Origin of the sequence: Campylobacter showae (assembly GCF_963515975.1) — a bacterium.
Lineage (GTDB): Bacteria > Campylobacterota > Campylobacteria > Campylobacterales > Campylobacteraceae > Campylobacter_A > Campylobacter_A showae_F.
In genome coordinates this window covers 93,673-118,285 of sequence record NZ_CAUPZM010000001.1, presented here as the reverse complement: position 1 = coordinate 118,285, position 24,613 = coordinate 93,673, and the positions used below count along the sequence as shown (strand labels likewise).

Below are 24,613 nucleotides of genomic sequence, written 5' to 3'. Positions count from 1 at the left end.
CGTAAATTTGAAAGATAAATTTTACGAGCTTGAAGTTCTTTGTTCGCAGGAGCTTCGCGAGCTTTTTGAGGATCTCGTTTTTTCTTTGGGTGTTACTTGCACGCAAGAGACTCATGGCGGGTTTATCATCCGAGACGAAGACGAGCTAGACGAAGTGGAATTTGGCCTGCAAGAATACGCAAAATCTTTACAAGACGCGCTTGGTCGCGAGATCGAATTTAAGATAACGAAAAGCCAAAAAGAAAATAAAGACTGGCTAAACGAATACAAAAAAAACGTAAGACCGATAGAGATAGGTAAATTTTACATCCACCCAAGCTGGGAAGAGTCTAAAGACGGGTTTGAAAACATTATCATCGATCCTGCGCTTGCCTTTGGCTCGGGTCACCACGAGAGCACGAGTGCCTGTATAGAGTATCTGCAAAAATACGCCGCAAACGGCATGAGCGCGCTTGACGTGGGTTGCGGAAGCGGGATACTAAGCATCGCTCTAGCAAAACTAGGCTGCGTCACGGATGCCTGCGATACGGATGAGCAGGCCGTGCAAAGCTCGCAGAAAAATGCCGAGCTAAACGGGGTTAAATTTAATCAAATTTGGACCGGTTCTGTGGCGAATCTGGATAAAAAATACGACGTCGTCGTCGCAAACATCATCGCCGACGTGATACTAATGCTAAAAAACGATTTGATAAATTTGCTAAAAGAGGGCTCGTATCTCGTTTTAGCAGGCGTTTTGGATAAATACGAAACGCGAATTTTAGAGGCTTTTTCGTCGCTTAAGCTGGTAGAGAGCCAAACCAAAAACGAGTGGAAAAGCTTCGTATTTCAAAAAGCGTAAAATAATTTAAGGAACATAATGGATAACAGAAAAAACGATGATAAAAATTTAAATAACGGCGGAAACGGCTTTTTTAATAAAAATCCGATTATGATTTTCGCAATTTTCGCGGTAGTTGTCGTGCTGGTGTTTAAGGGGCTAAACGGCGACGTAGACGGTATGCCGATAACCGGACAAAGCGCGGTAACTGCTAAAAATTTATCGTATTCTGATATAAAAGAGATGATAAAAAATAAGCAAGTCGCAAAGGTCGGCATCTCTGAAACCTCGATAAAAGCCGTTGATAACGGTGGTGCGGTCTATACGGCAAAGAGGGTGGGCGACTCTACTTTGGTTCCTCTTTTAGAGGAGCAAAAGATCCCTTACGGAGCGTATAGCGAGACGAATTGGTTTACCGAGATGATTTTCTCGTGGGTGCTTCCTATTTTTATTTTCTTTGGAATTTGGATGTTTTTGGCTAGCCGTATGCAGCGAAATATGGGTAGCGGAATCCTTGGAATGGGAAGCTCCAAAAAGCTCGTAAACTCGGAAAAACCGAAGGTTAAATTTACCGACGTAGCGGGCGTGCAGGAGGCTAAAGAGGAAGTCAAGGAAATCGTGGATTTTCTAAAGCATCCTGATAGATATATAAATTTGGGCGCAAAAATCCCAAAAGGCGTGCTTTTAGTTGGACCTCCGGGTACGGGTAAAACATTGCTGGCAAAAGCCGTCGCGGGCGAAGCTGACGTACCGTTTTTCTCGGTTTCCGGATCAAGCTTTATCGAGATGTTTGTCGGCGTGGGCGCTAGCCGCGTGAGGGATCTTTTTGAAAATGCAAAAAAAGAAGCTCCGGCGATCGTCTTTATAGACGAGATCGACGCCATCGGCAAGAGCCGCGCAGCTAGCGGAATGATCGGCGGAAACGACGAGCGCGAGCAAACGCTAAACCAGCTTCTAGCCGAGATGGACGGCTTTAGCTCGGATGCGTCGCCGGTTATAGTACTTGCCGCGACGAACCGTCCAGAGGTGCTTGACGCCGCGCTTTTAAGGCCGGGTAGATTTGACAGGCAGGTGCTCGTCGATAAGCCTGATTTTAAAGGCAGGATCGAAATTTTACGCGTACATATAAAAGATATTAAGCTAGATCATAGCGTTAGTATCGAGGATATCGCGCGCATGACGGCGGGCCTTGCGGGAGCGGATCTAGCCAACATCATAAACGAAGCCGCGCTACTAGCGGGCAGAAAAGAAAAAGGCAAAGTCGAGCAGGCTGATTTGCTCGAGGCCGTTGAGAGAGCGATCGCTGGTCTTGAGAAAAAATCTCGCCGCATAAATCCGAAAGAAAAGCGCATCGTGGCCTATCACGAGAGCGGACACGCACTCATAGCAGAGACCACCAAAGGCGCAAACAGAGTCACCAAAGTATCGATAATACCGCGCGGGCTTGCGGCACTGGGATACACGCTCCATACGCCTGAAGAGAATAAATTTATGATGCAGCGTCACGAGCTTATGGCCGAAGTAGACGTGCTTCTAGCCGGACGCGCGGCGGAAGAGGTCTTTATAAAAGAGATTTCAACCGGTGCGGGCAACGACCTAGAGCGCGCGACCGATATACTTCGCTCGATGATCTCGATATACGGCATGAGTGATATCGCTGGACTTATGGTGCTTGAAAAGCGCCGCAGTACTTTCCTGGCCGGCGGTCAGGCCGATAGAGACTATAGTGACAGGACGGCGGAAAAGGTAGATGAATTTATTAAAACCACGCTTGATGAGCGCTATAAACACGTGCTTGAGACGCTGCGAACCTACGGCGATGCGATAGAAAAGATGGTTGAGGCGCTTTACGAAGAGGAAACTATCGAGGGAGCGAAGGTTAGAGAGATTATCGCAAACTATGAAAAAGAGCGCGGGATGCCTAGCAGGCTCGTAAATTTAGAAGAAAACAAAGAGGAACAAGCGTAAAGATATGCAAAACATCGGGCTAATCGCAAAACAGGGCTACAAATACGTCTTCGTTTTAGGGCTTTTGCTTTTGCTTGCGCTGGTTTTGGGCGTATGTCAAATTTTATTTTTCGCGCTTTTTGCGCTTTGCGTATTTTGGTTTAGAAACCCGGAGCGAGCGCTAGGTAGCGACGATGCGTACGCCGTGCTTAGCCCGATCGACGGTAAGATAAAAAGCATAGATAAAATTTACTATTTTGATACTCAGTGTGTAGCCATAACTATCCGTAAGGGCGTGTTTGACGCAGGTGCGCTCAGGGCTCCTTGCGATATGGAGCTTTTGGAAGTCAGGCGGAGGCACGGCCTGTTTTTGTGCAACGCTATGGAGCCTTCTAAAAATTTAAACGAACGAGCCTTGTTCGTATGTAAAAATTTAGATAATAAATTTGCGATCCGCGTCATCGCCGGATCTCTTAGTAAGGGTATTTCTTTTGAAAATTTTAGCCGTCTAAAGACGGGCAGGAGATTTGGCTTTTTAGGTAGCGGCGAGGTGGTTCTGATACTACCCGCAAATACGAGAATAAGCGTTAGCGTTGGCGAAAAAGTGGCAAGCGCGGGCATTTTAGGGTTTTTTAGCTACGAGGAAAAAGATGCAAGACAATCAGCATAAACTTCAGTTAATGTATATTTTGCCGAATTTATTCACGGCGGCTTCGGCCTTTTTGGGTATCATCAGTATCATCGCTTCCGTCCGCGGCTACATCGCGGCCAGCGCAGGACTAGTCGAGGAGGCTAACGGCTACTTTTTTAAGGCTATTATTTACATCGTTTTGTCTCTTTTTCTGGACGGACTTGATGGGCGAGTAGCGAGGCTAACCAAAACTACGTCAAAATTCGGCGTGGAGTTTGACAGTCTTGCCGATATTATAGCTTTCGGCGTCGCGCCCGCGATGCTTTTTTACTTTACGGTCGGACACAGCTTTGGGCGTTTGGGTTCGCTAGTCGCTGCACTGTTTGTAGTTTTTGGTGCTATTAGACTTGCTCGGTTTAACGTAATGACCGGCACCTACGAGCCGTCCGTTTTTATCGGTCTTCCGATACCTACGGCCGCCATCGTTTCGGCATTTTGGGTCGGGCTAAGCTTAGAATACGACTTCACCAGAAGCGCCGAGTGGTTTTTGATGTTTTTGCAAATTTTGCTCTCCGTCTTGATGGTGAGCAATATCCGCTACCCTAGCTTCAAAAAAATCGATCTAAAAAAAGCCGATTTTCTTCGCATATTAGTCGGTCTTACGGTTGCATTTTCGGTAATCTATATCTATCCGATCGAGGCTGTCACGGCTTTAATGAGTGTTTATGTTTCTTACGGTATAATCAGGTATATTTTTATGAGATGTAAAAACAAAAAAATCCAAAAGGAGAGCGAATGAACGGCAACGTCAAATTTAACGCATTTTTCTCTCTACTTCTGCTGCTGCGCTAAGCAGCGACTCTTTCACACCCTAATAATCAAATTTAACCACGCAAACTAAAACTCCAAAAAAAGGATAAAAAATGAACAATGATAAAATAATAATATTTGATACGACTTTACGAGACGGTGAGCAAAGCCCCGGTGCCTCGATGAATACCGAGGAGAAAATCCGCATCGCGCGACAGCTAGAGCGTCTAAACGTGGACGTTATGGAGGTCGGTTTTGCCGCGGCTAGTAGGGGCGATTTCGACGCGATACATCAGATCGCCAAGCAAGCCTCAAACGCATCTATCTGTTCGCTCGCCCGCGCCGTAGACGGCGATATAAAGGCTGCGGGAGAGGCTATCGCTCCGGCAAAAAATAGGCGCATCCACACCTTTATCGCCACAAGCCCGATCCATATGGAGTTTAAGCTAAAGATGGCTCCCGACGAAGTAATCAGGCGCGCCGTAAAAGCCGTGGAATACGCCAAAACGTTTTGCGACGACGTAGAGTTTAGCTGCGAGGATGCGGGACGAAGCGAGATGGGCTTTTTAAAAGAAATTTGCGACGCCGCTATAAACGCCGGAGCAAAAACCATCAACATCCCAGACACCGTGGGGTATCTATATCCCGAGGAGATTACCGCTCGCATAGGAGAGATAGTTAAATTTATAAATGGTCGCGCAGTCGTTTCGGTGCATAATCATAACGACCTAGGCCTGGCCGTCGCAAACTCGCTAGCTGCGATAAAAGCGGGCGCCAGACAGGTCGAGTGCACGCTAAACGGCATCGGCGAGCGCGCGGGAAATGCCGCGCTTGAAGAGATTGTGATGGCGATAAAAACGCGCCAAGACATCTTTGCGCCGCTTTACACCGATATCGTTTGTAAGGAAATCTACCCTAGCTCGCGCCTGCTATCGGGCATCATCGGTATCGAGCCTCAGCCAAACAAAGCCATCGTCGGCAAAAACGCCTTCGCTCACGAAAGCGGCATCCATCAAGACGGCGTGCTAAAACACAAAGAGACCTACGAGATCATCAGCGCCGAGAGTATCGGGCTGGATAAAAACTCGCTGGTGCTTGGCAAACACTCGGGTCGCCATGCCTTTAAAGATAAGCTAATAAGCCTTGGCTTTGAGCTCGAAGATAGCGCACTAAACGAGGCGTTTGAGAAATTTAAGGCGCTAGCGGATAAGAAAAAAGAGATCTTTGACGACGACTTGCGCGCGCTAGTTACGAGCGAGATTATCAAGATCCCTGAGGTTTTCGAGTTCTTGACGCTTACGCAAAGCAGCTGCAACAAAGGCCTAAGCAGCGCAGCGATCACGCTTCGTCACGCCGACGAGATCAAGAGCGATGCGGCGCTAGGCAACGGTACGGTGGACGCGATATTTAAGGTAATCGACCGCTTAAGCGGTATCCACGGCGTGCTCAAGGATTACAAGGTTAGCGCCGTTTCGCAGGGCAAGGACGCGCTGGCAAACGTCGTCGTGAAGGTCGAATTTGACGGCAAGACCATCATCGGTCACGGACTTGATATCGATACGATGACGGCGAGCGCTAGAGCGTATGTGGGCGCGCTAAATAGCTACGTAAAAATCACCGCTACAAAGTAAAATTTGAGCGGTTTGACCGCGTGCCGCTTGACAAATTTAAGGCTCGGATTGGGGCCTTAAATTTCTAAATTTAGCCTTTAAATTCGGCCGTAATTTTTGAAGTAAATTTGACCGGGTTTTGGGGCAAATAAAAAAATACAAAACTCCAATTTAAATCTCCTCGCATTTACCGCCGTATCGTCAAAATTTGCTATAATCAAGCCAAATTTTTCAAAGGAGAAAATATGAAAAAAATCGCGTTTTTGTTGATGATTATCGGGGCGTTTGCGTTTGCTAAAAGCGAGGAAGCGCCACAAAAATCTACGCCAAAGCAGCTTGAGATGGTGCTGATCCTAGATAAATCGGGCTCCATGAGCGGGCTTGAGAGCGATACGATCGGCGGCTTTAACTCGATGATCGACAAGCAAAAAGAAGCGGGCGTGGACGCAAAGGTAACTACGGTACTCTTTGATACAAATTTCAGGACATTGCACGATAGAACAGATATCAAAAAGGTCGAGAAGCTAACAAACAAAGACTATGTTGCGGGCGGCAATACCGCTCTACTAGATGCGGTCGGCGATACGATAAATAAAATCTCAAAAGTCGAGGACATCTACGCTAAAAACAGAGCCGTGCTTTTCGTAATCATCACTGACGGGCAAGAAAACTCGAGCAAAGAGTATTCAAAGGCTCAGATCAAAAAAATGATAAGCGATAAGCAGGAAAAATACGACTGGGAGTTTATATTTTTGGGAGCTAACATCGACGCTGTTAGCGAGGCGCAGAGCCTAGGTATAAAGGGCACGAACGCGGTGAAATACAAAAACAGCAGCGAGGGCGTACAGAAAAACTTTGAGGCTGCTGCCGAGATGTCTAAAGATATGGCGATGGATAAAAAATCAAGCTCGAAGTGGCGCGAAAAGGTGCTTGAGGATAAGTAAAATTTAACTTAGGCGCAGCTTAGCGCCGTGCTTTTGTAAATTTGCGGTTGTTTTTTAAATCGCTAGTCGTAGCGCAAAGCGGAGCAGGGCGATCAAATTTGACGAGGCGAGTTATTTTTGCTTCTCGTCAAATTTGACAAAGTCGTTTTGCTTCGGCTCTGTAAATCTATAAAAATTATTCGGGCGACTTTGCGACGAATTTATCGCCGTATCGCCCGCATAAAACTACTTTTTCAGCTTCTCGTAATCAATCATAAAATCAACGAATTTACTTTTAAAATTCGGATCTTTTATCAGCCCGTATTGTATCGTCGCAGCTTCGATATTATCGATCTCTTGGTATAGGTGCCCGAGCGCCACGCGGCTTTCCATCGCGTTTGGATCGGTGAGTTTAGATAGCTCCAAAAGCGCGGTTGCGTTTTGCGGGTGATTTGAGCCGATGGCGGCTACGGCCGCTAGAAACAGCGTGCCAGCGTCGTTTATCTTAAATTCGTCGATTATGCGGTTGTAGATCTGATAGCTCTCCTCAAAATCGTTCGTGAAAATGTCGATATAAGCTAGCGTCTGGAGCAAGTCGGCGTTATCGGCGCCTTGTTTTAGTAGCGCTTTTAACTTCTGGCGTTCGTAGTTTAGTAGGCCCGAGATTTGCAAAAGCTTGATGTATTGCTCTTTGATGATGTTTGCGCCGTGATAAAACGCCGCGTCGTTTAGCTGTTTGTTGTGGAAGTAAATTTGGATTTGCTCGACGTATTTTTTGATGCCTTCATCTTTATAGTTTGCGATAAAATCAAGAATGTTCGCTACGATATCTTCAGGTAGCTTGGCCTTTAAAATTTGCGTCTTTTTAGCAAACTCTGCGCCCTTGTCGGTCATCTTTGCGATTATCGCGTCAAAGGCTAAATTTAGCGCACTCTCCTCCTTATCTTCTTCTAGCCAACGCATTAAAGCGCCGCTATTATTTGCGATGAGCGCCATCAGAGCCTGGCTAATGGACGCGTCTTTCGAGCTAGAGTCGTGGTCGAGATTTTCTGAAATTTCTTGTAGTAGTTTGGTATTATCCACTGCGTTTATATCGTTTGCGATAGCGCCCAGCACGCCCGCTATGTGATTTGTCGGATCTAAGTGATAGCTCGTGATAAAGTGCTTCGCCGCCATGCTAAAGTTGCCCAGCTGAGCGTAGCTAAGAGCTAGGTCGTAGTGTAAAACCGAGTGCTCGGGATAGAACGAGATGAGCGAGGCAAGCTGTGCGTTGGCCTGCTTTAGCTTGTAATTTAGGGCGTTTGCGATGGCTGATGAGAGCTCTAAATTTACCTTTGAGAGCGCACCGCTAGCGTTTAGGTAGTTGCCCGCTGCGCTTGCGTCGTCCAAAAACAGGCTCACGCCGCCTTTTCTTATGTAGTTTATCGTTTGGTTTGGGTCAAAAACCTTGTAAGGCGCGAAGTAAAACAGCGTCTCGTAGCGTTTAGTTTTATCGAAAAATAGGTCGTTTCTAAAGTGCGCTTGAGCTAAATTTACGTCGAAAAGCTCGGGTTTTAGTATCGTTTTGATCGGGAAATTCGTGTTTAAAAACAACGGATCCTCGTGAAATACGGCCTTTATCTCGTCGGTCGCAGCCTCAAATTTGCCGTCTTTTAGGTTTATGATGGCTATCATCGCGTTGATTTTATTTGAGTCGCCGTCTCTTTTTAGTGCTAAATTTAGCCTATTTCTGGCTCTTTCATATTGCCCGAGCCTCGCGTAAAGCATGCCAAGCGCCAGATCTGCGTTAAATTCTTTTTGTGCTTCGAGTTTTTTTATCGCTTCGGTATCGTCGCCGATAAAGCTTAAAATTTTAGCCGCGAGGTAGTCGTATCGGTCTTTATAGTAGCCGTTTTCGGCGTGCGAGAGAGCCGCTAGAGCTTCGACGTACTGGCCTTTATAGTAGTTTATGAGGGCGTAGTAGTAGTTGTATAGCGGAGTGCCCGCCTCCTTGTACAAAAACGAGTTTGCGAGATTTATATAGTAGTCGAAATTTTGCTCGTTTTTTAGCTCCAGCGAGCTAACCGCGGCATTTATGGCGCTAACGGCGACGTTTTCATCGTTTGCGATCGCTTTTTTAAAGCTCGCTAACGCATCTTCAAATTTACCTTGCCTCATCTGCGAGACGCCCAGATTGTAGTTTGAGAGGCTTTGGTTGTAAACGGCGATGTTTTCGTAGATTTTCAGCGCTTCAAATTTATTGCCTTTTTCGTAGAGCAAATTTGCCTTAGCGATCATGTCGTCGATCTTTGAGCTGCCGAATTTTTGCGACTCGTAGTGTTCCTCGATGTCTTTTACGATCTGTTTTTCATCTATCGGCGGCTTTTTCTCGCCTCTAAAAACGAAAAACAAAACTATGGCCAGTATAATGACGAACGCACCCGCCGCTCCGCCGAAGATAAAAAGCTTTTTCTTGCTTTTTTTAGCCTCTTCTCGCGCGTCTACGAGCTGTTCGACGGCTACGGGCTCTAGCTCGTCAAGCGAGACCAGACCGTCGCCGTCGCCGTCTTCTTGCTCGTCTAGCGATTCCGTTTCTTCGTCTTGATCAAAATCGGCCTCTTCGAGGATTACTACGTTTTCGTCGTCGTTTTGCGCCACTACATATACCTTTTAAGAACTTCCGGGATATCGATGCTGCCGTCTGCTTTTTGGTAGTTTTCCATTATCGCTATGAGCGTTCTGCCTACGGCTAGGCTCGAGCCGTTTAGGGTGTTTACCAGAGCGTTTTTCTTGCCGTCTTTGTAGCGGATTTTAGCTCTGCGAGCTTGGAAGTCGCGGGTATTTGATACCGAGCTTATCTCGCGGTATTTGTTTTGTCCAGGCAGCCAGACCTCGAGGTCTATCGTCTTTGCCGCGCTAAAGCCCAGATCTCCGCTACAAAGCAACATATGGCGGTGCGGCAGCCCAAGGCTCGTTAGCAAGTCGCTGGCGCACGCTACCATCTCGTCTAGCATCTGCGCGCTTTGCTCGGGAGTCGTGATAGCTACGAGCTCGACCTTTTCAAACTGATGTTGGCGTATCATGCCGCGCGTGTCGCGTCCTGCGGAGCCCGCTTCTTTGCGAAAGCACGCTGAGTAACAAGTCATCTTTATCGGTAAGCTCTCTACGGGTAAAATTTCGTCGTTGTAAAGATTCGTCACCGGCACTTCGCTAGTAGGGATCAGATACAAATCCTCGCCCTGAGCTTTGTATAGATCGTCTTCAAATTTAGGCAGCTGTCCGGTGCCGTAAAGCGTGTTTGCGTTTACCAAAAACGGTACGTTAACCAGCTCGAAGCCGCGCGCGTTGTTAAAGTCGATCATGTAGTTAACCAGAGCTCTTGATAGGCGCGCCCCCATGCCCTTTAGCACGCAAAAGCGCGAGCCTGAAAGCTTAACTCCGCGCTCGAAATCAAGCCAGCCTAAGCTCTCGCCAAGTTCGTAGTGTTCCTTCGGCGCGAAGTCAAATTTAGTCGGCTCCAGTACCGTTTTTACGCATACGTTGTCGTCCTCATCGGCGCCAAACGGCACGTCGTCGTCGGTGATATTAGGCACGCAGCTTGCGATGTTTTCTAGCTTTTCCTCGTATGCGCGCACGATATCGGCGGCATCGCCCATCGCGGCTTTGTTCAAATTTAGCTCGTTTTTTAGCTCGTCGGTGTTCTCGCCGTTTCTAGCCTTTATGCCCAGTTCCTTGCTCTTAGCGTTTTGGATCGCTTGGAAATTTTCTAGCGCTTGGCGTTTGGCTTTTAGTTCGTTAAAGGTCGTCAAAAGCTCGTTTAAAATCTCGGGCTTTACGTTTTTTCCTTGCAATTTTTTTACGAACTCGTCGTAGTTGCTTTCAAGTAGTCTTAGATTTATCATTTTATTTCGTCCTCGTTGAATTTATGGCGTATTTTAGCGAATGTTAGTATAATTTTGACTAAAACTTAAAAGGAGGAAAGATGCAGGTGCAAAACATTTTCGACGATAAAGATATCTCGGCAAACAGCGAGTCGCTCGCTGTTTTAAAACGAAATTTCCCGCAATGTTTTGATAAAAGCGGCAAATTCGACTTAGAAACGTTAAGCCGAATTTTAGGCTCGGAAAATATCAAAAAGGAGGGTTTTGAGTTAAGATTTTTAGGCAAATCTTATGCGAGATTAACGGCGAATTTAAATCCCAAAACGCTTCTAATGCCCGATATCGCTCATAACGCTAAAAACAAAGACGCCCAAAATTTACTCATAAAGGGCGATAATCTCGAAGTGCTAAAACACCTTAAAAACGCTTATTTTGAGAGTATTAAAATGATTTACATCGATCCGCCTTATAACACGGGTAGCGATGGGTTCGTATATAGCGACGATAGAAAATTTAGCGCCGATGAGCTTGCAAAGCTTGCCGGCATCTCTGAGGATGAGGCTAAACGCGTGCTTGAATTTACCGCAAAAGGCTCAAACTCGCACTCTGCGTGGTTAAGTTTTATCTATCCGCGTCTTTATATCGCTAGGGAGCTACTCCGCGAAGACGGCGTGATATTTATAAGTATCGACGATAACGAACAGGCACAACTTAAAATTTTATGCGATGAAATTTTTGGGGAGGAGAATTTTGTTGCCAACTTAATATGGCAAAAGAAAAAAGGTGGCTCACAAGATAGCCAAGATTTTTCAAAAGAACACGAATATATTTTATGCTACAAGAAAAAAGATTGGCGAATTTACGATGAAACAGAAGAATTTACCGAAGATGACTTTAATAAAACAATTAATAATAAAAAAGCCAATATTATAAAATTGGAAAAATGGGGTGCCGGTGCTTTGAGAATTGAAGCACCAACGCTTTAATATCCTATAAAAGATCCAAATGGCAATGATTTTTACCCTATAGTGCCAAATGGCGAAGATAGACGATGGCGAAAAAAACCTGAAAATTTGGATAAAGATCATATTTTTTGGCAGAAAAATTCTAGAGGCCGCCTGACTCCGTACGAGATTATATATTTTGATGAAATAGAAAAAGAAAAAATTATAAAAACTAGAACTATGTTTACAGATTTTGGAACTACTACAGATGCCACAAAGGAAATACAAAATTTATTTAATAACAAAAAAGTTTTTGATACTCCAAAACCTACGAACTTACTTAAAAAATTAATGCAAGTTGGTACTGATTATGACGACATCATTCTAGACTTCTTTGCTGGTTCCGGCACTACCGCTCACGCCGTAATGGCTCAAAATTTAGAAGACAGCGGCAACCGTAAATTTATATTAGTCCAGCTTGATGAAAAAATAGATGAGAAAAAGAGCAAAATGGCTTACGATTTTTGTAAAAACGAGCTAAAAAGTAAAAATCCGACTATCTTTGACATCACGAAAGAGCGTATCTTGCGCGCAGCGCAGTCTCTCTCTCTCTCTCTCTCGAGACGACGCGCGGCTTAAATTTAAAATCTTTTCGATCGTCCCACTTTTAAAATCGTATTTAGACGAAGACTTAGACGGCGACTTTGGTACGAAAGAACCGAATTTATTTTCTACAAACGAGCTTTCAAAAGACGATCTTATAGCGCTTTTAACTACGTTTGCAGCTTATGACGGTATAAAATTAACGGACGAGTTAAAAAGCTTAAATTTAGACGGATACGAGGCATATTACGGCAATAAAAAGCTTTATCTTATAAATACGAATTTTAGCAGTAAAAATTTAAAAGCATTAATCGAGAAGATAGATAGCGATGAGGAATTTGCGCCTGAGAAGATAGTGATTTACGAGCCGAATTTCGAAAGCTCGAGGTGGCGCGAATTAGACGAAGCTATTGAAAATTACGCAAATAAAAAGAATTTGCAAATAAGCTTAATCGTAAGGCACTAAGATGGCCGGATTTAACTACGAAAGAGACTTGCCTCATCAAAACGAAGCGATAAATGCGGTAATAAAAGCTTTAATCGGGCGCGAGATAAAAACGAACCTAAACGCGGAGCAAAATCCGCTAATAGAAAGCAAAGATAAAATTTTTGATATCTGCATGCAAACCGGCACCGGCAAAACGTATACGTTTACGAAAATGATGTTTGAGCTAAATAAAATCGCAGGCGTTTTTAAATTTATAATCGCGGTGCCGACGCTTTCTATAAAGGCCGGAACGATGAGTTTTTTAAACTCCGATACTACTAGAGAGCATTTTAGAGATATTTACTCTAAAAATATCAAAATATATTTAGTCGAAAGCACAAGCCGAAAAGATAAAAAAGAACGTATGCCAAGCGCTATAAGCGAATTTGCAAGAGCGAGTGAGAATAATGCCGTACACGTACTTGTAATAAATCAAGGTATGATAAATTCTAAAACTATGGAAAAAGAATTTGACGCGACTCTTTTTGATGCATTTTCAAAACCATTTGAAGTTATCTCGCATACAAGACCTATCTTGGTAATAGACGAACCGCATAAATTCGATAAAGAGAATAAAACGTGGGAAAATTTGGAGAAATTTAACGCGCAACTCGTTTTTAGATACGGAGCTACTTTTAGCAAATTCGAAAATAAAATTTACGAGCTAAACGCGCTTGATGCTTTTAATGCGGATCTGGTAAAGGGCGTTGAGGTTTACGTGGCCAAATTCGACGAGGCGGCTGACGCGAGCGTGAGACTGGTGTCGACGGACGGAGCGATCGCCAAATTCGAATATAAAATCGATAGGAAAAGTAAATTTTACGATCTTGCGAGAGATAACGATTTGGGTTCCATAGACGAAAATTTAAGCGGTATAAAGATAGAAAAGATAAATACGAAAACGGCGTTATTAAATAACGGCGTAGAGATGAAAAGAGGCGACGCGATAAATCCTTTTAGCTACTCGCAAACGCTTCAACAAAAGATGTTGCAAACGGCCGTAGATGCGCACTTTAAAAACGAGCGCGAGATGATGAAGCGATCGCCTCGCATAAAACCGCTTGCGTTATTTTTTATAAACGATATAGAGAGCTACCGCGAAAAGGACGGAGCGTTTAGGACCGAATTTGAAACGCTGATAAAAGCAAAAATGGAGCAAATTTATAAAGAAGAAGAGCCTGGATTTTATAAAGATTATCTAAAAAAATCGCTTGAAGATATATCTTTAACTCACGGCGGATATTTCTCGAAAGATAATAGCGATAAGGATGAAGAGATTCAAAAAGAGATAAATGAAATTTTGCGCGATAAGGAGAGTTTGCTAAGCTTAGAAAACACTAGGCGTTTTATATTTTCGAAATGGACTTTGCGCGAAGGCTGGGATAATCCGAACGTCTTTAGTATTTGCAAGCTACGAAGCAGCGGTTCGAATACGAGTAAGCTGCAAGAAGTAGGGCGCGGACTAAGACTGCCTGTAAACGAGTATATGTCTCGCGTCAAGGACGATAAATTTATGCTTAATTATATCGTCGATTTTAGCGAAAAGGACTTCGCAAATAGCCTGATAAACGAGATAAATAAAGATGCTGAAGTCGAAGTAAATAAAGAGGAGCTTACCGAAGAAATATACGAAAGAGTAAAGCAAAAATTTAATATTAGTAAGCTCAAAATTCTAAGTAGTTTAGTTGAGGTTGGAGCGTGCGACGAGAACGGTAAATTTTTAGAAGGCGGATATGAAAAATTTAAAGAGATTTATCCGATACGAAACGGAAATTTATCGCAAAAGATAAGAAACGTCGAAGATAGGAAAAAGGGTATAAAGATAAGACCCGCTATGTTTGCTGAGCTAAAAGAGCTTTGGGAGAGGCTAAATGAGCGAGCAATCCTAGAATACGACATAAAAAACGAGGAAGAGTTCCGCAAAATTTTTAGCGATTTTTTATTCGCCAGAAAAGAGATATTTAAACCAAGCGGACTTGAAGTGCGAAAATTCGGCGTAAAAGCAACGAAAAGCGGTATGTGTGTCGTAAATATAAGTAGCGTAGAAGATAAAATAGAGCCTATAAATACGCTGAGCTATAAAGAATTTTTAATAAAGTTAAGCGATGAGACGAGTATGCGGATAGATACGTTACATCAAGCATTTATAAGATGTAAGGGGGCGATAGATATAAAGGAGTATTTAAATCTTTCGACTGTTTATGCCGTTAAGAGCGAATTTAACCGTTATTTGCTCGAAAATGCACTAAGTAAATTTAGTATTTCGTATAAAAATATAAAAAGTAGCGTCCATCCTACGAAATTTACCGATAAAAACGGTAATATAAAAGAAGTGAGTTCTAGCGATCTTGGAGTGCAAAGTATCGCAGGCAAAGCTACTAGGGAGTATTTGTTTGATGAAATATTTTTTGATTCCGAGCTTGAGAGAGAAAATATAGCTTAAGAAATAACGGACGTAGTAGTTTTTACTAAAATTCCTAAAAACTCTATAAAAATCCCGGTAGCAGGCGGCGGCACATACTCGCCCGATTTTGCTTATATAATCAATCAAAAAAACGGTAAAAGTAAGCTAAATTTTATCATCGAAACCAAAAATAAGCCCAAAGAGGAGCTTGCTTTAAGCGAAAAACAAAAGATTAAGCATGCACAAGAACTATTTAGTAGAGGCGGTTTTGATGTGAGATTTGAAACGCAGTTTGAGAATGATGAAATTTTGGAGATTATCAAGCGGTATTTATAGGATAGAGGCTATAAAGATAGCCTCTAAATTTACACCATAAACATAACTTTAGCAAGTATCACGACGACTGCGGCCGCCGCAAATGCAAACGGATGAATATTGCCTAACGGGCTAGGGCGCTTTAGTATAAATTTGCACGTGAGATTGGTCGCTACGGCCGCAAATATCAGCATCGCCAAAACAACCTTTATCATCAAGGCGGTTTGTAAATTTGACGCGAAATATCCGCCAGCCTTCGAGCCGACCCAGCTGCTCATCATCATGCCGCCCGTTAAAATCAAAATCAGCACGCAAAGCGGCATGATCTTTATCGCGACGCTTGAGATAGCCTGTTGCGCTTTTTGCGCTATTTCCGCGGGCAGTTTCTTTTTAGCCCTTGAAAAAATAATCACGTCGAAAAATAAAAATCCAACGAAAATAATAGCGCAGATCAGGTGAATAAGCTGCGCGTAAGGGTAGATTGCTTGCACTTTTTTCCTTTAAATTTATTTGTATATGCCGGTTGCGGCGCGTATTTTTTCCATTATCGGCGCTGCGACGGCTCGCGCTTTTTTCGCGCCTTCGTTTAAAATTTCATCCACTTCGCCTGCGTGATTTAGATAATAATCAAATTTGCCTCTCGCGTCCGCAAAATAGTCCCAAACCAGCTCGTTTAGATACATCTTAAAGTGTCCGTGTCCTTCGCCGCCTCGCTCGTACCGCGCTTGCAGGGATTTTTGTCCGTCCTCGTCTAGGAATAATTTAGCGATATTATAGACGTTGCAATTTTGCCACTGCTTAGGCGCTTCAAGCGGCTCAGATGTCGTCACGATGCTTGAGATTTGCTTTTTTAGCTCTTTGGCGCCGGCGAAAATATCTATCGTGTTGCCGTAGCTTTTGCTCATTTTCGCGCCGTCTGTTCCGGGCACAGTAGCGACGTTTTCATCGACTTTGTACTCCGGCAGGACGAAGATGTCGCCGTGCTCGTTGTTAAATTTGATCGCGATGTCGCGCGCGATCTCGACGTGCTGGATCTGATCCTTGCCCACGGGCACGACCTGCGCGCCGTATAGCAGGATATCGGCCGCCATCAAAACCGGATAGCTAAAAAGCCCGTGATGCGATGTTAGACCCTTTGCGACCTTGTCCTTGTAGCTGTGTGCGCGCTCGAGCAGGCCCATAGGCGTGTATTGGCTCAGTATCCAGTAGAGCTCTAAAACCTCTTTGACGTCGCTTTGCACCCAAAATACGCTCTTTTGCGGATCGATACCTAGCGACAAAAACGCACTCGCCGCCTCATAGGTATTTTGTTTTAGTTTTCCCGCGTCGGCGACCGAGGTCATGGCGTGGTAGTTTGCGATAAACATAAACATCTCGCTTTGCCCCTGCGCCTCAACCATTTGTTTGATCGAGGCGAAGTAGTTGCCTAGGTGTAGTTTGCCGCTTGGTTGCAAACCTGTTAGTACTCTCAAATTTTATCCTTTTTGCGGCTTATCTTTTTCCGCTTTACTTTGTTAGATTTTGCTTCGCTTCACTGCGATGCACGGCAAGTGCGCCTCATTCGCAAAGCAAAATCTGCCGCGTCTAGCGAAAAAATATCGCGCCTTATTTTTGTTTTTATAAAATTTGCACGGCTATTTGACAATATTGCCGCTTATTTTTGTTGCATTAAACTTTTGAAATCCATCAAATTTGAACTCAAATTTTTAACTCGCTTAAAATTTGACGTTTACCGCTCAAATTTCAGCGATACGAACCGCGCCGAATTTTCACGCCGATACGGTCAAACGCTAATCGCATTAAATTTAAACCGCTCAAATTTAAAAAAGAAATTTAAAGCCGCAAATTTTAAAATTTACGCTCAAATTTCAACCCAAATTTTACTTAATCCTTTTTTATTTTTCTAAAATCTCTTTCGCGACTTGCTCTAGCCCTTTGCCTTCGACGTCGATTGTGAGATCGGCGACGCTTTTATACATTTTTTTTCTCTCGCTAAAAAGCTTTTTAGCCGCGTTTAAATCCTTTAAAAGCGGGCGTTTGGCGTAGTGCATCTGCGCTTCGCCGCTTTTATCTATTCGTTTTAAAATCGCCTCGAAACTTGATTTTAGATAGATGATTTTGCCGATTTTTTTAAGGCCTTTAACCTTTGCAAAGCCGCCGCCTGCCGCGATCACCGAGGATTTTACGTTTTTAGATAGCTTTTTAGCGAGTTTTGCCTCGCATTTTCTAAAATACTCCTCGCCCTTAGTCTCGAAAATTTCTCGGACTTTTAAATTTTGCTCGCTTTCGATCAGCTCGTCGGTGTCTAAAAACAGCTTGCCCGTTTTTTTCGCGATATGCCTTGCTACCGTACCTTTGCCGACACCCATAAAGCCGATAAAAACTAAATTTTTACTCACTTTTTCCCTTGTTTTCCTCGTCCGAGCCGCTGCGATTTTTAGGTATCAGCACGATTGGAGTGCCCGATAGCTCGAATTTCTCGCGCAGTTTGTTTGTTAGGTAGCGTTTGTAGCTAAAGTGCAGGGCGCGCGGACGGTTCATCACTAGCGCGATCTTAGGCGGTGCGAAACCAAACTGCACCGCGTAGTAAATTTTCACGCTTTTGCCCTTTTCGCGCGGTATCGGGTGTGCTTTTACAGCCTCTTCGATAGCTTCGTTTAGCCTTGCGGTTTGGATTTTTTGCGTGTAGTTTTTATAAACTTCTAAAATAAGCGGGTAAATTTTATGCACCCTTTTGCCGCCCAGAGCCGAAACGCTGATGATCGGCGCGTAGGCGAGAAATTTAAATTTATCCCTGATCTCGCGGCTAAATTTATCAAAATCTTCCTCGCTTTTGTCCCATTTGTTTAGCACGATTATGACGCCGAGCTCAAATTTGGCCGCAAGGCCCGCGATACGCTCGTCAAGCTCGGTTAGCGGTTCGGAGCTATCAAGCACCAAAAGCGCGATGTCGGCTAGCTCGAGCGCGGACTCGGTGCGGTTTAGCGCGTATCTTTCGATGCCTTCTATCTTGCCTCGTTTTCTGATGCCCGCTGTATCGACGAACTCAAAAATCCTATCCTCATAAAGGAAAGTCTCGTTTACCGGATCTATCGTCGTGCCGGCTATGTCGCTCACGACCGCGCGAGATTCTTTTACGAGCGCGTTTAGAAGCGAGCTTTTGCCGACGTTTACGCGTCCGATGATGCCTACTTGGATATTTTTGCGTTCATAATCCTCGCGAGCCGATATCTCCCTAACCACCTCGCCGTCGTCGCCGAAATTTTCCAAAAACTCGTCCAGATCTTCGCCGTCGTCGGGTCTGATCTCGTCTTTTAGCTGTTTATAGATCCAGTCTGCCAGCTCGTCTATGCCCGCGTTGTGGCTGACCGAGATAGCAAAGCTCGTTTTTGCACCGAAATTTGCAAACTCGTAGCTTCGCAGCTCGTCTTTTTTGCTGTCTATTTTGTTGATTACGAGCGCGGTCGGTAAATTTAGCTTTAAAAGCGCGTAGTATAGGGCTTTATCCTCGTCGCTAGGCATCATTTTGCCGTCGACCATAAAGATTATGGCGTCCGAGCTTCTAGCTTCGGCTAGGGTTTTTGCCTTGACATTTTTAAAAAGCTCGCTACTATCGTCCAGTCCGCCGCTGTCGATCAAAACGCAGCTTTTGTCGTAGATTTCTATAATCGTTTTGTTTGTATCTCGCGTCGTGCCGCTGACGTCGCTGGTGATAGCTATACGTCTGCCGGCTAGGCGATTAAAGAGCGAGCTTTTGCCGACGTTTGGCTTGCCGACTAAAATTATCTTTTGCAAAATTTGTCCTTTTTATGATGCCTGATTATACAAATTTTTCACTTATACAAAGTATAAAATGCGGCTTAAAATAGCATAATGCAAAGCTCTTTGATCTTTCGTCAAAGAGCTTTTGGAGTAAAATTTGAAGTTAAACCTTAAATTTGTCTAGACTGTTGTTTAGAGTTTCGGTCATTTTGCTTAGATGTTCGGCGGCTGCCGCTATCTCCTCGATGCTTTTTGCATTTTGAGAAGAGATGGCGTTTATGTTATTTGTATTGTTTAAAATTTCAGTTACGTTTTCGCCTGTTTTTACATAGTCGCTTACGTTTTTATCGGATAAATTTATGGCTTGATGCATACTATCGGCTAGTATGGCGATCTTGTCTTTTACGTCGTCCGCTACCAAATTTAGATCTTTTATCTGAGCTGAGTTGATATGCATTTGCTCGCTAGCCTGATTTATTCCTTGAACGATTATATTTATCGTCGCATTTATCTCGACTAGGCTTTTTTGCGTCCTTTCGGCTAGTTTTCTAACCTCGTCTGCGACCACCGCAAATCCCCTGCCGTGCTCGCCTGCGCGTGCGGCTTCGATAGCGGCGTTTAGGGCTAGTAAATTTGTCTGATCTGCTATGTCGTTTATCACGGAGAGTACGTTTTTGACTTGCTCGGCCTCGCCGCTAAGTCTTGAAATTTTATCCGACAGACCAAGCTCTGATTCTACGCTGTTTTCTATCTTTAATGTGAGATCTGATATGGCTTTATTTGCGCTCTCGATGACGGTGCTTGCTTGTTTCATATCGCCTGCGCCTTTTTTGGCCTCTTCTATAAAATCTAAAAGCTGATCTTTTATCTGATTTGCTTTTTGGGCTGCTTCGTCAACTATTTGAGATGTTTTTTCGGCATTTTGGCCTGCGATCAGCGATGTCGAGCTTAGCTCGTATGCAGTCGAGGAGTTTTCGCGAGAGAGTTGCTTTGCTTCGCTGATTAAATTTCTTAAATTTTGCGCGACGGCTTGCAAAAGACCCATTGCGCTTTTTGGACTGTCTGTTTTGATATCGACGGCTAAATTTCCATTTGAAATTTCTGATATGACGTTTTCTATTTGAGCTGGTTTTGCGCCTAAAATTCCTTGTATCACTTTGCTATTTACGATTGATAAGATGATGGAGCAAAATATAGTAATACCGAGCAAAATTTTAAAGATATTTTGCTGCAGGATTAAGCTTTCATGTAGATTTTTTACTTCATTGTGCGTTCTGTCCGAAACCAAAACGAAAAATTCGTCAAGCGGCTTCATGATGTAGGCTTTTTGGTCGTGATAGTCCTTGCCGTTAACCAGATCGAGTGCCGTTTTTAAAATTTCATCCCTTTTTTCAGGCTCGGCTTTGTTTAAATTTTTGATCATATCAAAAGCTTTTACCTCAAGATTTACAAGAACGTTTGATCTTGCTTCTGTCTCTTCTATTTTTTTAAACTCGGCTTCCGTAAAGCCCTCTTGTTTCATCAGATCTTTTAGCGCGATTTTTATATTTGAGTCCGGTCTTGGCTTTTTGATCCCGCCTGCGACAAAGTCCCAATAAATTCTGCTATATTCCTCCGGACGTGGACTTTTGCCGTTTCTGATATCCAAAATGGCGTTATATTGCTCCTCAAAGCCAGGATTTTTCCCAGCCGTCGCCACGTATGATCTCACAAGCTTCGTTAGATCGTCGGAGCTTTGTCTGAGCTCATCTGCTAGCTTGTATGAGTTTAGTTGTCTGACTGAAGCATTTTCTAGCTGGCTTGAGATACTTTGGATGTTGATAAAAATAATACCGAGCGCAGGCATTAAAACTATACATAAAACGACTAAAAACATTTGAAATTTTTTAGATCTAAATAATTTAGATACAAATTCGCCCATAAAAACTTCCTTTTTTGTGACTTTAAAAGATAAATTTTATATAAATATAAAACCAACCTTACATATTTGAAATCGGTTTATACAATTTATAACATAAAATAACACTTAAGTAGACAAATTTTAAGTCATTTTTTATTAAAATGCTTGTTTTAAATTCAAAGGAAAATTTTGTTTCGTAGATACGTTTTGCACCATTTGGGCGCTTATTATATGATCATCGCGTGTATGTTTTTTGCCGCCGTCGGAGGCTTTGCGAAAGTTTTGAGCGAGCAGATGTCTAGTATCGAGGTCGTATTTTTTAGAAATGCCGTCGGCCTTGCTATCGTGCTTTACGCTATTTACAAAAGGCCGCCGACGCACCAAAAGGGCGGGCAGCTTTTTGTGCTGATGTTTCGCGGATTTATTGGCACGATCGCGCTTTTTGCTCTTTTTTACAACATCGCTCATATAAATTTGGGCGCGGCTTATACTTTTCAAAAAACCAGCCCCATTTTCACGGCGATTTTTGCGGCGATTTTCTTAAAAGAAGCGCTTAGCAAAAAGGGCTGGGGCGCGATATTTCTAGGCTTTATCGGCATACTTTTTATCATCCAGCCAAATTTAGGCATCAGCAAAACCGACTGGCTGGGGCTTTGGAGCGGCGTAGGGGCGGCGCTTGCGATGCTTAGCGTCAGAACTCTGCGAAAAAGCTACGATACGAGCGTCATCGTGCTTAGCTTTATGGCGTGGGGAACGGCTCTGCCGATGCTTTTGATGGGCGTTGCGGAGTGGGTCAAATTTGAGCCTTTAGATTTTTTGCTTTCGCCTTTTGTGGCGCCGAATTTTAAAGGCGTAATCTTAATCGTGCTGATGGGGCTTGCGGGCTATTTTTTCCAGCTTTATATGACGAAGGCGTATGCGGCGAGCAAAAAGGCAGGCTCAGTCGCCGCGATAAGCTACATGGACGTCGTGTTTTCGCTAGTAGTGGGCTTTTTTATGGGCGATACGCTACCTAATGCGGCGGCGTTTTTTGGTATAATGCTGGTCGTTATCAGCGGAATAATCGTAGCAAGGGAGAGATAAATTTTATGAAAATAGAAATAGGCGAATCTTTATTTTACTCCTGGCTTCGCCATGTCAAAGAGTGTCAAATAGTGCAAACTAATTGGAAAATTTCTCCAAAATGGGAACTAAAATTTTCGGACGAACTAGAAAAAATTATGTCGAAAACAGATGGTTTTTTTTCTAATAAATACGGATATAAAATTTACAAGCAAAATACCTCTTTAAAACAGATTTTACAACAGGCTGAATGTGATGCTTTGGGTATTTGCGCCAATGATGGTATAAATGAAATTTATGCGGTTGATGTTGCCTTTCATGAGTCCGGACTAAACTACGGCGGTCTTGATGAGACGGTAGCTAGAGTAGTAAAAAAATGTCTTAGAACCGCCATGTGTATTTATGGATATTTTGGTGTTAAAAAAGCAGAAATTATCTTTGTATCCCCTAAAATAAATAGACAAATTTTAGATGCCTTGCGCCCTTGTTTTGTTGATATAAACAACATAATGCAAGAGATGGGGTTTGAATTTGACTTTAGAATAATAGCAAATAGCGATTTTTCAAATTTGGTTTTAGAACCTATTTTGGAGGTAAGTGGTAATGTGGCCGATACGGCGGAGCTTTTTATGCGTTCTTACCAGATGCTATCCTTGTTTGATAAAAAAAGCCTAAAAGATACGAAAAACATAGAAAAACAAAAGCTGAAAGTAGGTATACATAACTACCAACTTTCTAAAGACTGCGTTAATATCAAAAATAATCAAGACGATTACGCCGAGTTAAAAGTAGGGCAAATAGCACGAATAATTATGAGGGAAATTTTGGAAAGCGGTAAAGTAGATGCCGACGAGATAAACAGGCTTCAAAGCGAAAGATATAGTAAGGATAGTCTTGGATTAAATTACCCTGCGCTTGTAATAGCGAACAATGAATATGATACGAGGCGATATTATGTGGATCCTGTATTCATAAATGGTGTATATTATAAACTTTGTAATGATTGGTATGAAGGGGCGGCAAACGATGATAGACCCTACCTAATCGACTGGATCAAAAAATATAGAGATAAATAAAGGAGAAATATGATACTAATAGCAGGGCCTTGCGTCATAGAAAGCGAGCAGCTCGTTTTTGACGTGGCAAAAAGGCTAGTTAAATTTAACGAAGATAAGCGGATAGATTTTTATTTCAAATCAAGCTTTGACAAGGCAAATCGCACGAGTATAAGCTCGTTTCGTGGGCCCGGACTTGAAAAAGGGTGCGAAATTTTAGCCAAGGTAAAAAAGGAATTTGGCTTTAAAATTTTAACCGATATCCACGAGAGCTACCAGGCCGCGCCCGTAGGCGAAGTAGCCGACGTGCTGCAAATCCCCGCGTTTTTGTGCCGCCAGACCGATTTGCTCGTGGCTGCGGCCAAGACAAAAGCTGTGGTAAACATCAAAAAAGGACAGTTTTTAGCAGCCTCTGCGATGAAGCACTCGGTCAAAAAAGTGCTAGAAGCAAGGGGCATTAGCGGCGAGGGATACGAGGTTGCTAAACAAAACGGAGTGTGGCTAACAGAGCGAGGAAGCACCTTTGGCTACGGAAATTTAGTCGTAGATATGAGAAATTTGGTGCTGATGAGAGAATTTGCGCCCGTGATTTTCGACGCGACGCACAGCGTGCAGATGCCGTCGGCTTTGGGTGAGAAAAGCGGCGGTGACGCGAGATTCGTGCCGTATCTAGCGCGAGCTGCGGCGGCTGCGGGCGTGGACGGATTTTTTTACGAGACGCACGTAAATCCTTGCGAGGCGCTTTGCGACGGACCGAATATGCTAAATTTGGACGAGCTGGACGCAAATATCGCTCAAATTTTTAAGATAAAAGACGCCCTAGGCGATGCAAACTAAGGGCTTTTTGTGGGTGCTAGGCGGCGCGGTCGCCGAGTGCGGCTGGGCGTACGGGCTAAAACACGCATCGAGCGCGCCGGAGATCGCGCTAACTGCGATGCTCGTTTGCGTTAGCTTTACGTCGTTTATAATCGCTATGAAATACCTGCCTATTAGCATCACGTATACCGTGTTTGTCGGGCTTGGAGCGTTTTTTGTGGTGATCGCCGAGATCGTGAGCGAATTTCGCGCGAGCGGTCAGACGCCCGATTTATTGCGGCTATTTTTCATAGCGACGCTGATCGCGGGCGTACTGGGGCTAAAGAGGCTAAAATCTTGACGCACGTTTTAGCTCTTTTGGCGGCCGGGTGCTGCGAGGTCTCGGGCGTGTTTTTTCTAACCAAATTTCAAAAAAGCTTCGGCGTGAAAAAGGCGGCGAATTTTTTGATTTTGGTCGCAAATTTCGCCATTTCTCTTTGGCTTTTGAGCTACGCGATGCAGGCGATGCCGATGTCGGTGGCGTACGCGATCTGGACGGGTATGGGAGCGGTCGGAGCCGTGGGCGTCGGGATAGTATTCGATAAAGAAAAAATGAGCGCGCAAAAGGCGTTTTATCTATCGCTAATAACGCTAAGCGCGATAATGTTAAAAATAATCTAAGGGGCAA

The 24,613-nt window shown here is 43.8% G+C and carries 19 protein-coding genes and 2 pseudogenes; 14 read left to right on the top strand and 7 right to left on the bottom strand.

All coding sequences use genetic code 11. The features are described from left to right. Positions 1–7: 7 nt before the first annotated feature. The 6 genes from RWM02_RS00615 (at position 8) to RWM02_RS00590 (ending at position 6,759) form a co-directional block, all read left to right on the top strand. The gene (locus RWM02_RS00615) at positions 8–838 is read left to right on the top strand and encodes a 50S ribosomal protein L11 methyltransferase (protein ID WP_314068369.1); all 831 of its coding nucleotides are present in this window, start codon (positions 8–10) and stop codon (positions 836–838) included. Positions 839–856: 18 nt separating this feature from the next. Then, positions 857–2,785: an ATP-dependent zinc metalloprotease FtsH gene (ftsH, locus tag RWM02_RS00610; protein ID WP_314068367.1), complete on the top strand. Its 1,929-nt coding sequence runs from the start codon at positions 857–859 to the stop codon at positions 2,783–2,785. Between the two features lie 4 nt (positions 2,786–2,789). Continuing rightward, positions 2,790–3,434 (top strand): phosphatidylserine decarboxylase, encoded by a 645-nt coding sequence (locus tag RWM02_RS00605; protein ID WP_314068365.1) that lies wholly within the window; start codon positions 2,790–2,792, stop codon positions 3,432–3,434. Further along, complete coding sequence (pssA, locus tag RWM02_RS00600) at positions 3,415–4,194, top strand: CDP-diacylglycerol--serine O-phosphatidyltransferase (RefSeq protein ID WP_314068362.1); 780 nt, start codon at positions 3,415–3,417, stop codon at positions 4,192–4,194. The genes RWM02_RS00605 and pssA overlap by 20 nt, the downstream gene beginning before the upstream one ends. Before the next feature lie 124 nt (positions 4,195–4,318). After that, positions 4,319–5,836 (top strand): 2-isopropylmalate synthase, encoded by a 1,518-nt coding sequence (locus RWM02_RS00595; protein ID WP_314068360.1) that lies wholly within the window; start codon positions 4,319–4,321, stop codon positions 5,834–5,836. Between the two features lie 224 nt (positions 5,837–6,060). Continuing rightward, complete coding sequence (locus tag RWM02_RS00590) at positions 6,061–6,759, top strand: vWA domain-containing protein (RefSeq protein WP_122861985.1); 699 nt, start codon at positions 6,061–6,063, stop codon at positions 6,757–6,759. Between the two features lie 225 nt (positions 6,760–6,984). Here RWM02_RS00590 and RWM02_RS00585 read toward each other — a convergent pair whose 3' ends face one another. Continuing rightward, the gene (locus tag RWM02_RS00585; RefSeq protein WP_314068356.1) at positions 6,985–9,375 is read right to left on the bottom strand and encodes a tetratricopeptide repeat protein; all 2,391 of its coding nucleotides are present in this window, start codon (positions 9,373–9,375) and stop codon (positions 6,985–6,987) included. After that, on the bottom strand, positions 9,375–10,619 hold the full coding sequence (serS, locus tag RWM02_RS00580) for a serine--tRNA ligase (RefSeq protein WP_314068353.1): 1,245 nt from the start codon (positions 10,617–10,619) through the stop codon (positions 9,375–9,377). Before serS ends, RWM02_RS00585 begins: the two co-directional genes overlap by 1 nt. Before the next feature lie 86 nt (positions 10,620–10,705). Here serS and RWM02_RS10640 point away from each other — a divergent pair. The 3 genes and pseudogenes from RWM02_RS10640 to RWM02_RS00560 all read left to right on the top strand — a co-directional run bounded on the left by RWM02_RS10640 (position 10,706) and on the right by RWM02_RS00560 (position 15,372). Next, positions 10,706–12,611, top strand: a pseudogene (locus tag RWM02_RS10640) (site-specific DNA-methyltransferase). A gap of 1 nt (position 12,612) precedes the next feature. Beyond that, the gene (locus RWM02_RS00565; RefSeq protein WP_314068349.1) at positions 12,613–15,075 is read left to right on the top strand and encodes a type III restriction-modification system endonuclease; all 2,463 of its coding nucleotides are present in this window, start codon (positions 12,613–12,615) and stop codon (positions 15,073–15,075) included. Positions 15,076–15,078: 3 nt separating this feature from the next. Next, positions 15,079–15,372, top strand: coding sequence for a restriction endonuclease (locus RWM02_RS00560; RefSeq protein ID WP_314068434.1), 294 nt, complete (start codon positions 15,079–15,081; stop codon positions 15,370–15,372). Positions 15,373–15,401: 29 nt separating this feature from the next. Here the strand turns inward: RWM02_RS00560 and RWM02_RS00555 are convergent, their stop codons facing one another. From RWM02_RS00555 to RWM02_RS10535, 5 genes and pseudogenes are all read right to left on the bottom strand, one after another. After that, positions 15,402–15,842 carry a copper resistance protein CopD gene (locus tag RWM02_RS00555; RefSeq protein ID WP_122861990.1) on the bottom strand — a complete coding sequence of 147 codons (441 nt, stop codon included), beginning with the start codon at positions 15,840–15,842 and terminating at the stop codon, positions 15,402–15,404. Positions 15,843–15,857: 15 nt separating this feature from the next. Beyond that, positions 15,858–16,823, bottom strand: a complete 966-nt coding sequence (gene trpS / locus RWM02_RS00550; protein ID WP_314068345.1) for a tryptophan--tRNA ligase — start codon at positions 16,821–16,823, stop codon at positions 15,858–15,860. A gap of 423 nt (positions 16,824–17,246) precedes the next feature. After that, positions 17,247–17,750 carry a shikimate kinase gene (locus tag RWM02_RS00545; protein ID WP_314068341.1) on the bottom strand — a complete coding sequence of 168 codons (504 nt, stop codon included), beginning with the start codon at positions 17,748–17,750 and terminating at the stop codon, positions 17,247–17,249. Then, a complete protein-coding gene (gene der / locus RWM02_RS00540; protein WP_314068338.1) occupies positions 17,743–19,146 on the bottom strand; it encodes a ribosome biogenesis GTPase Der in 1,404 nt (467 codons plus the stop codon). The genes RWM02_RS00545 and der overlap by 8 nt, the downstream gene beginning before the upstream one ends. Before the next feature lie 130 nt (positions 19,147–19,276). Continuing rightward, positions 19,277–19,771 (bottom strand): annotated as a pseudogene (locus tag RWM02_RS10535) (methyl-accepting chemotaxis protein); the annotation flags it as partial. A gap of 1,431 nt (positions 19,772–21,202) precedes the next feature. Here RWM02_RS10535 and RWM02_RS00530 point away from each other — a divergent pair. Genes RWM02_RS00530 through RWM02_RS00510 form a run of 5 tightly spaced genes read left to right on the top strand, consistent with a single transcriptional unit; the run spans position 21,203 to position 24,606 of the window. Continuing rightward, positions 21,203–22,096: a DMT family transporter gene (locus RWM02_RS00530; protein WP_314068329.1), complete on the top strand. Its 894-nt coding sequence runs from the start codon at positions 21,203–21,205 to the stop codon at positions 22,094–22,096. A gap of 5 nt (positions 22,097–22,101) precedes the next feature. After that, complete coding sequence (locus RWM02_RS00525; RefSeq protein WP_314068326.1) at positions 22,102–23,151, top strand: hypothetical protein; 1,050 nt, start codon at positions 22,102–22,104, stop codon at positions 23,149–23,151. A 9-nt stretch (positions 23,152–23,160) separates the two neighbouring features. Beyond that, positions 23,161–23,967: a 3-deoxy-8-phosphooctulonate synthase gene (gene kdsA, locus RWM02_RS00520; RefSeq protein WP_314068324.1), complete on the top strand. Its 807-nt coding sequence runs from the start codon at positions 23,161–23,163 to the stop codon at positions 23,965–23,967. Further along, positions 23,957–24,286 (top strand): DMT family transporter, encoded by a 330-nt coding sequence (locus RWM02_RS00515; protein ID WP_107811629.1) that lies wholly within the window; start codon positions 23,957–23,959, stop codon positions 24,284–24,286. Before kdsA ends, RWM02_RS00515 begins: the two co-directional genes overlap by 11 nt. Continuing rightward, complete coding sequence (locus RWM02_RS00510; RefSeq protein WP_314068319.1) at positions 24,283–24,606, top strand: DMT family transporter; 324 nt, start codon at positions 24,283–24,285, stop codon at positions 24,604–24,606. Before RWM02_RS00515 ends, RWM02_RS00510 begins: the two co-directional genes overlap by 4 nt. The last annotated feature ends 7 nt before the right edge of the window (positions 24,607–24,613 follow it).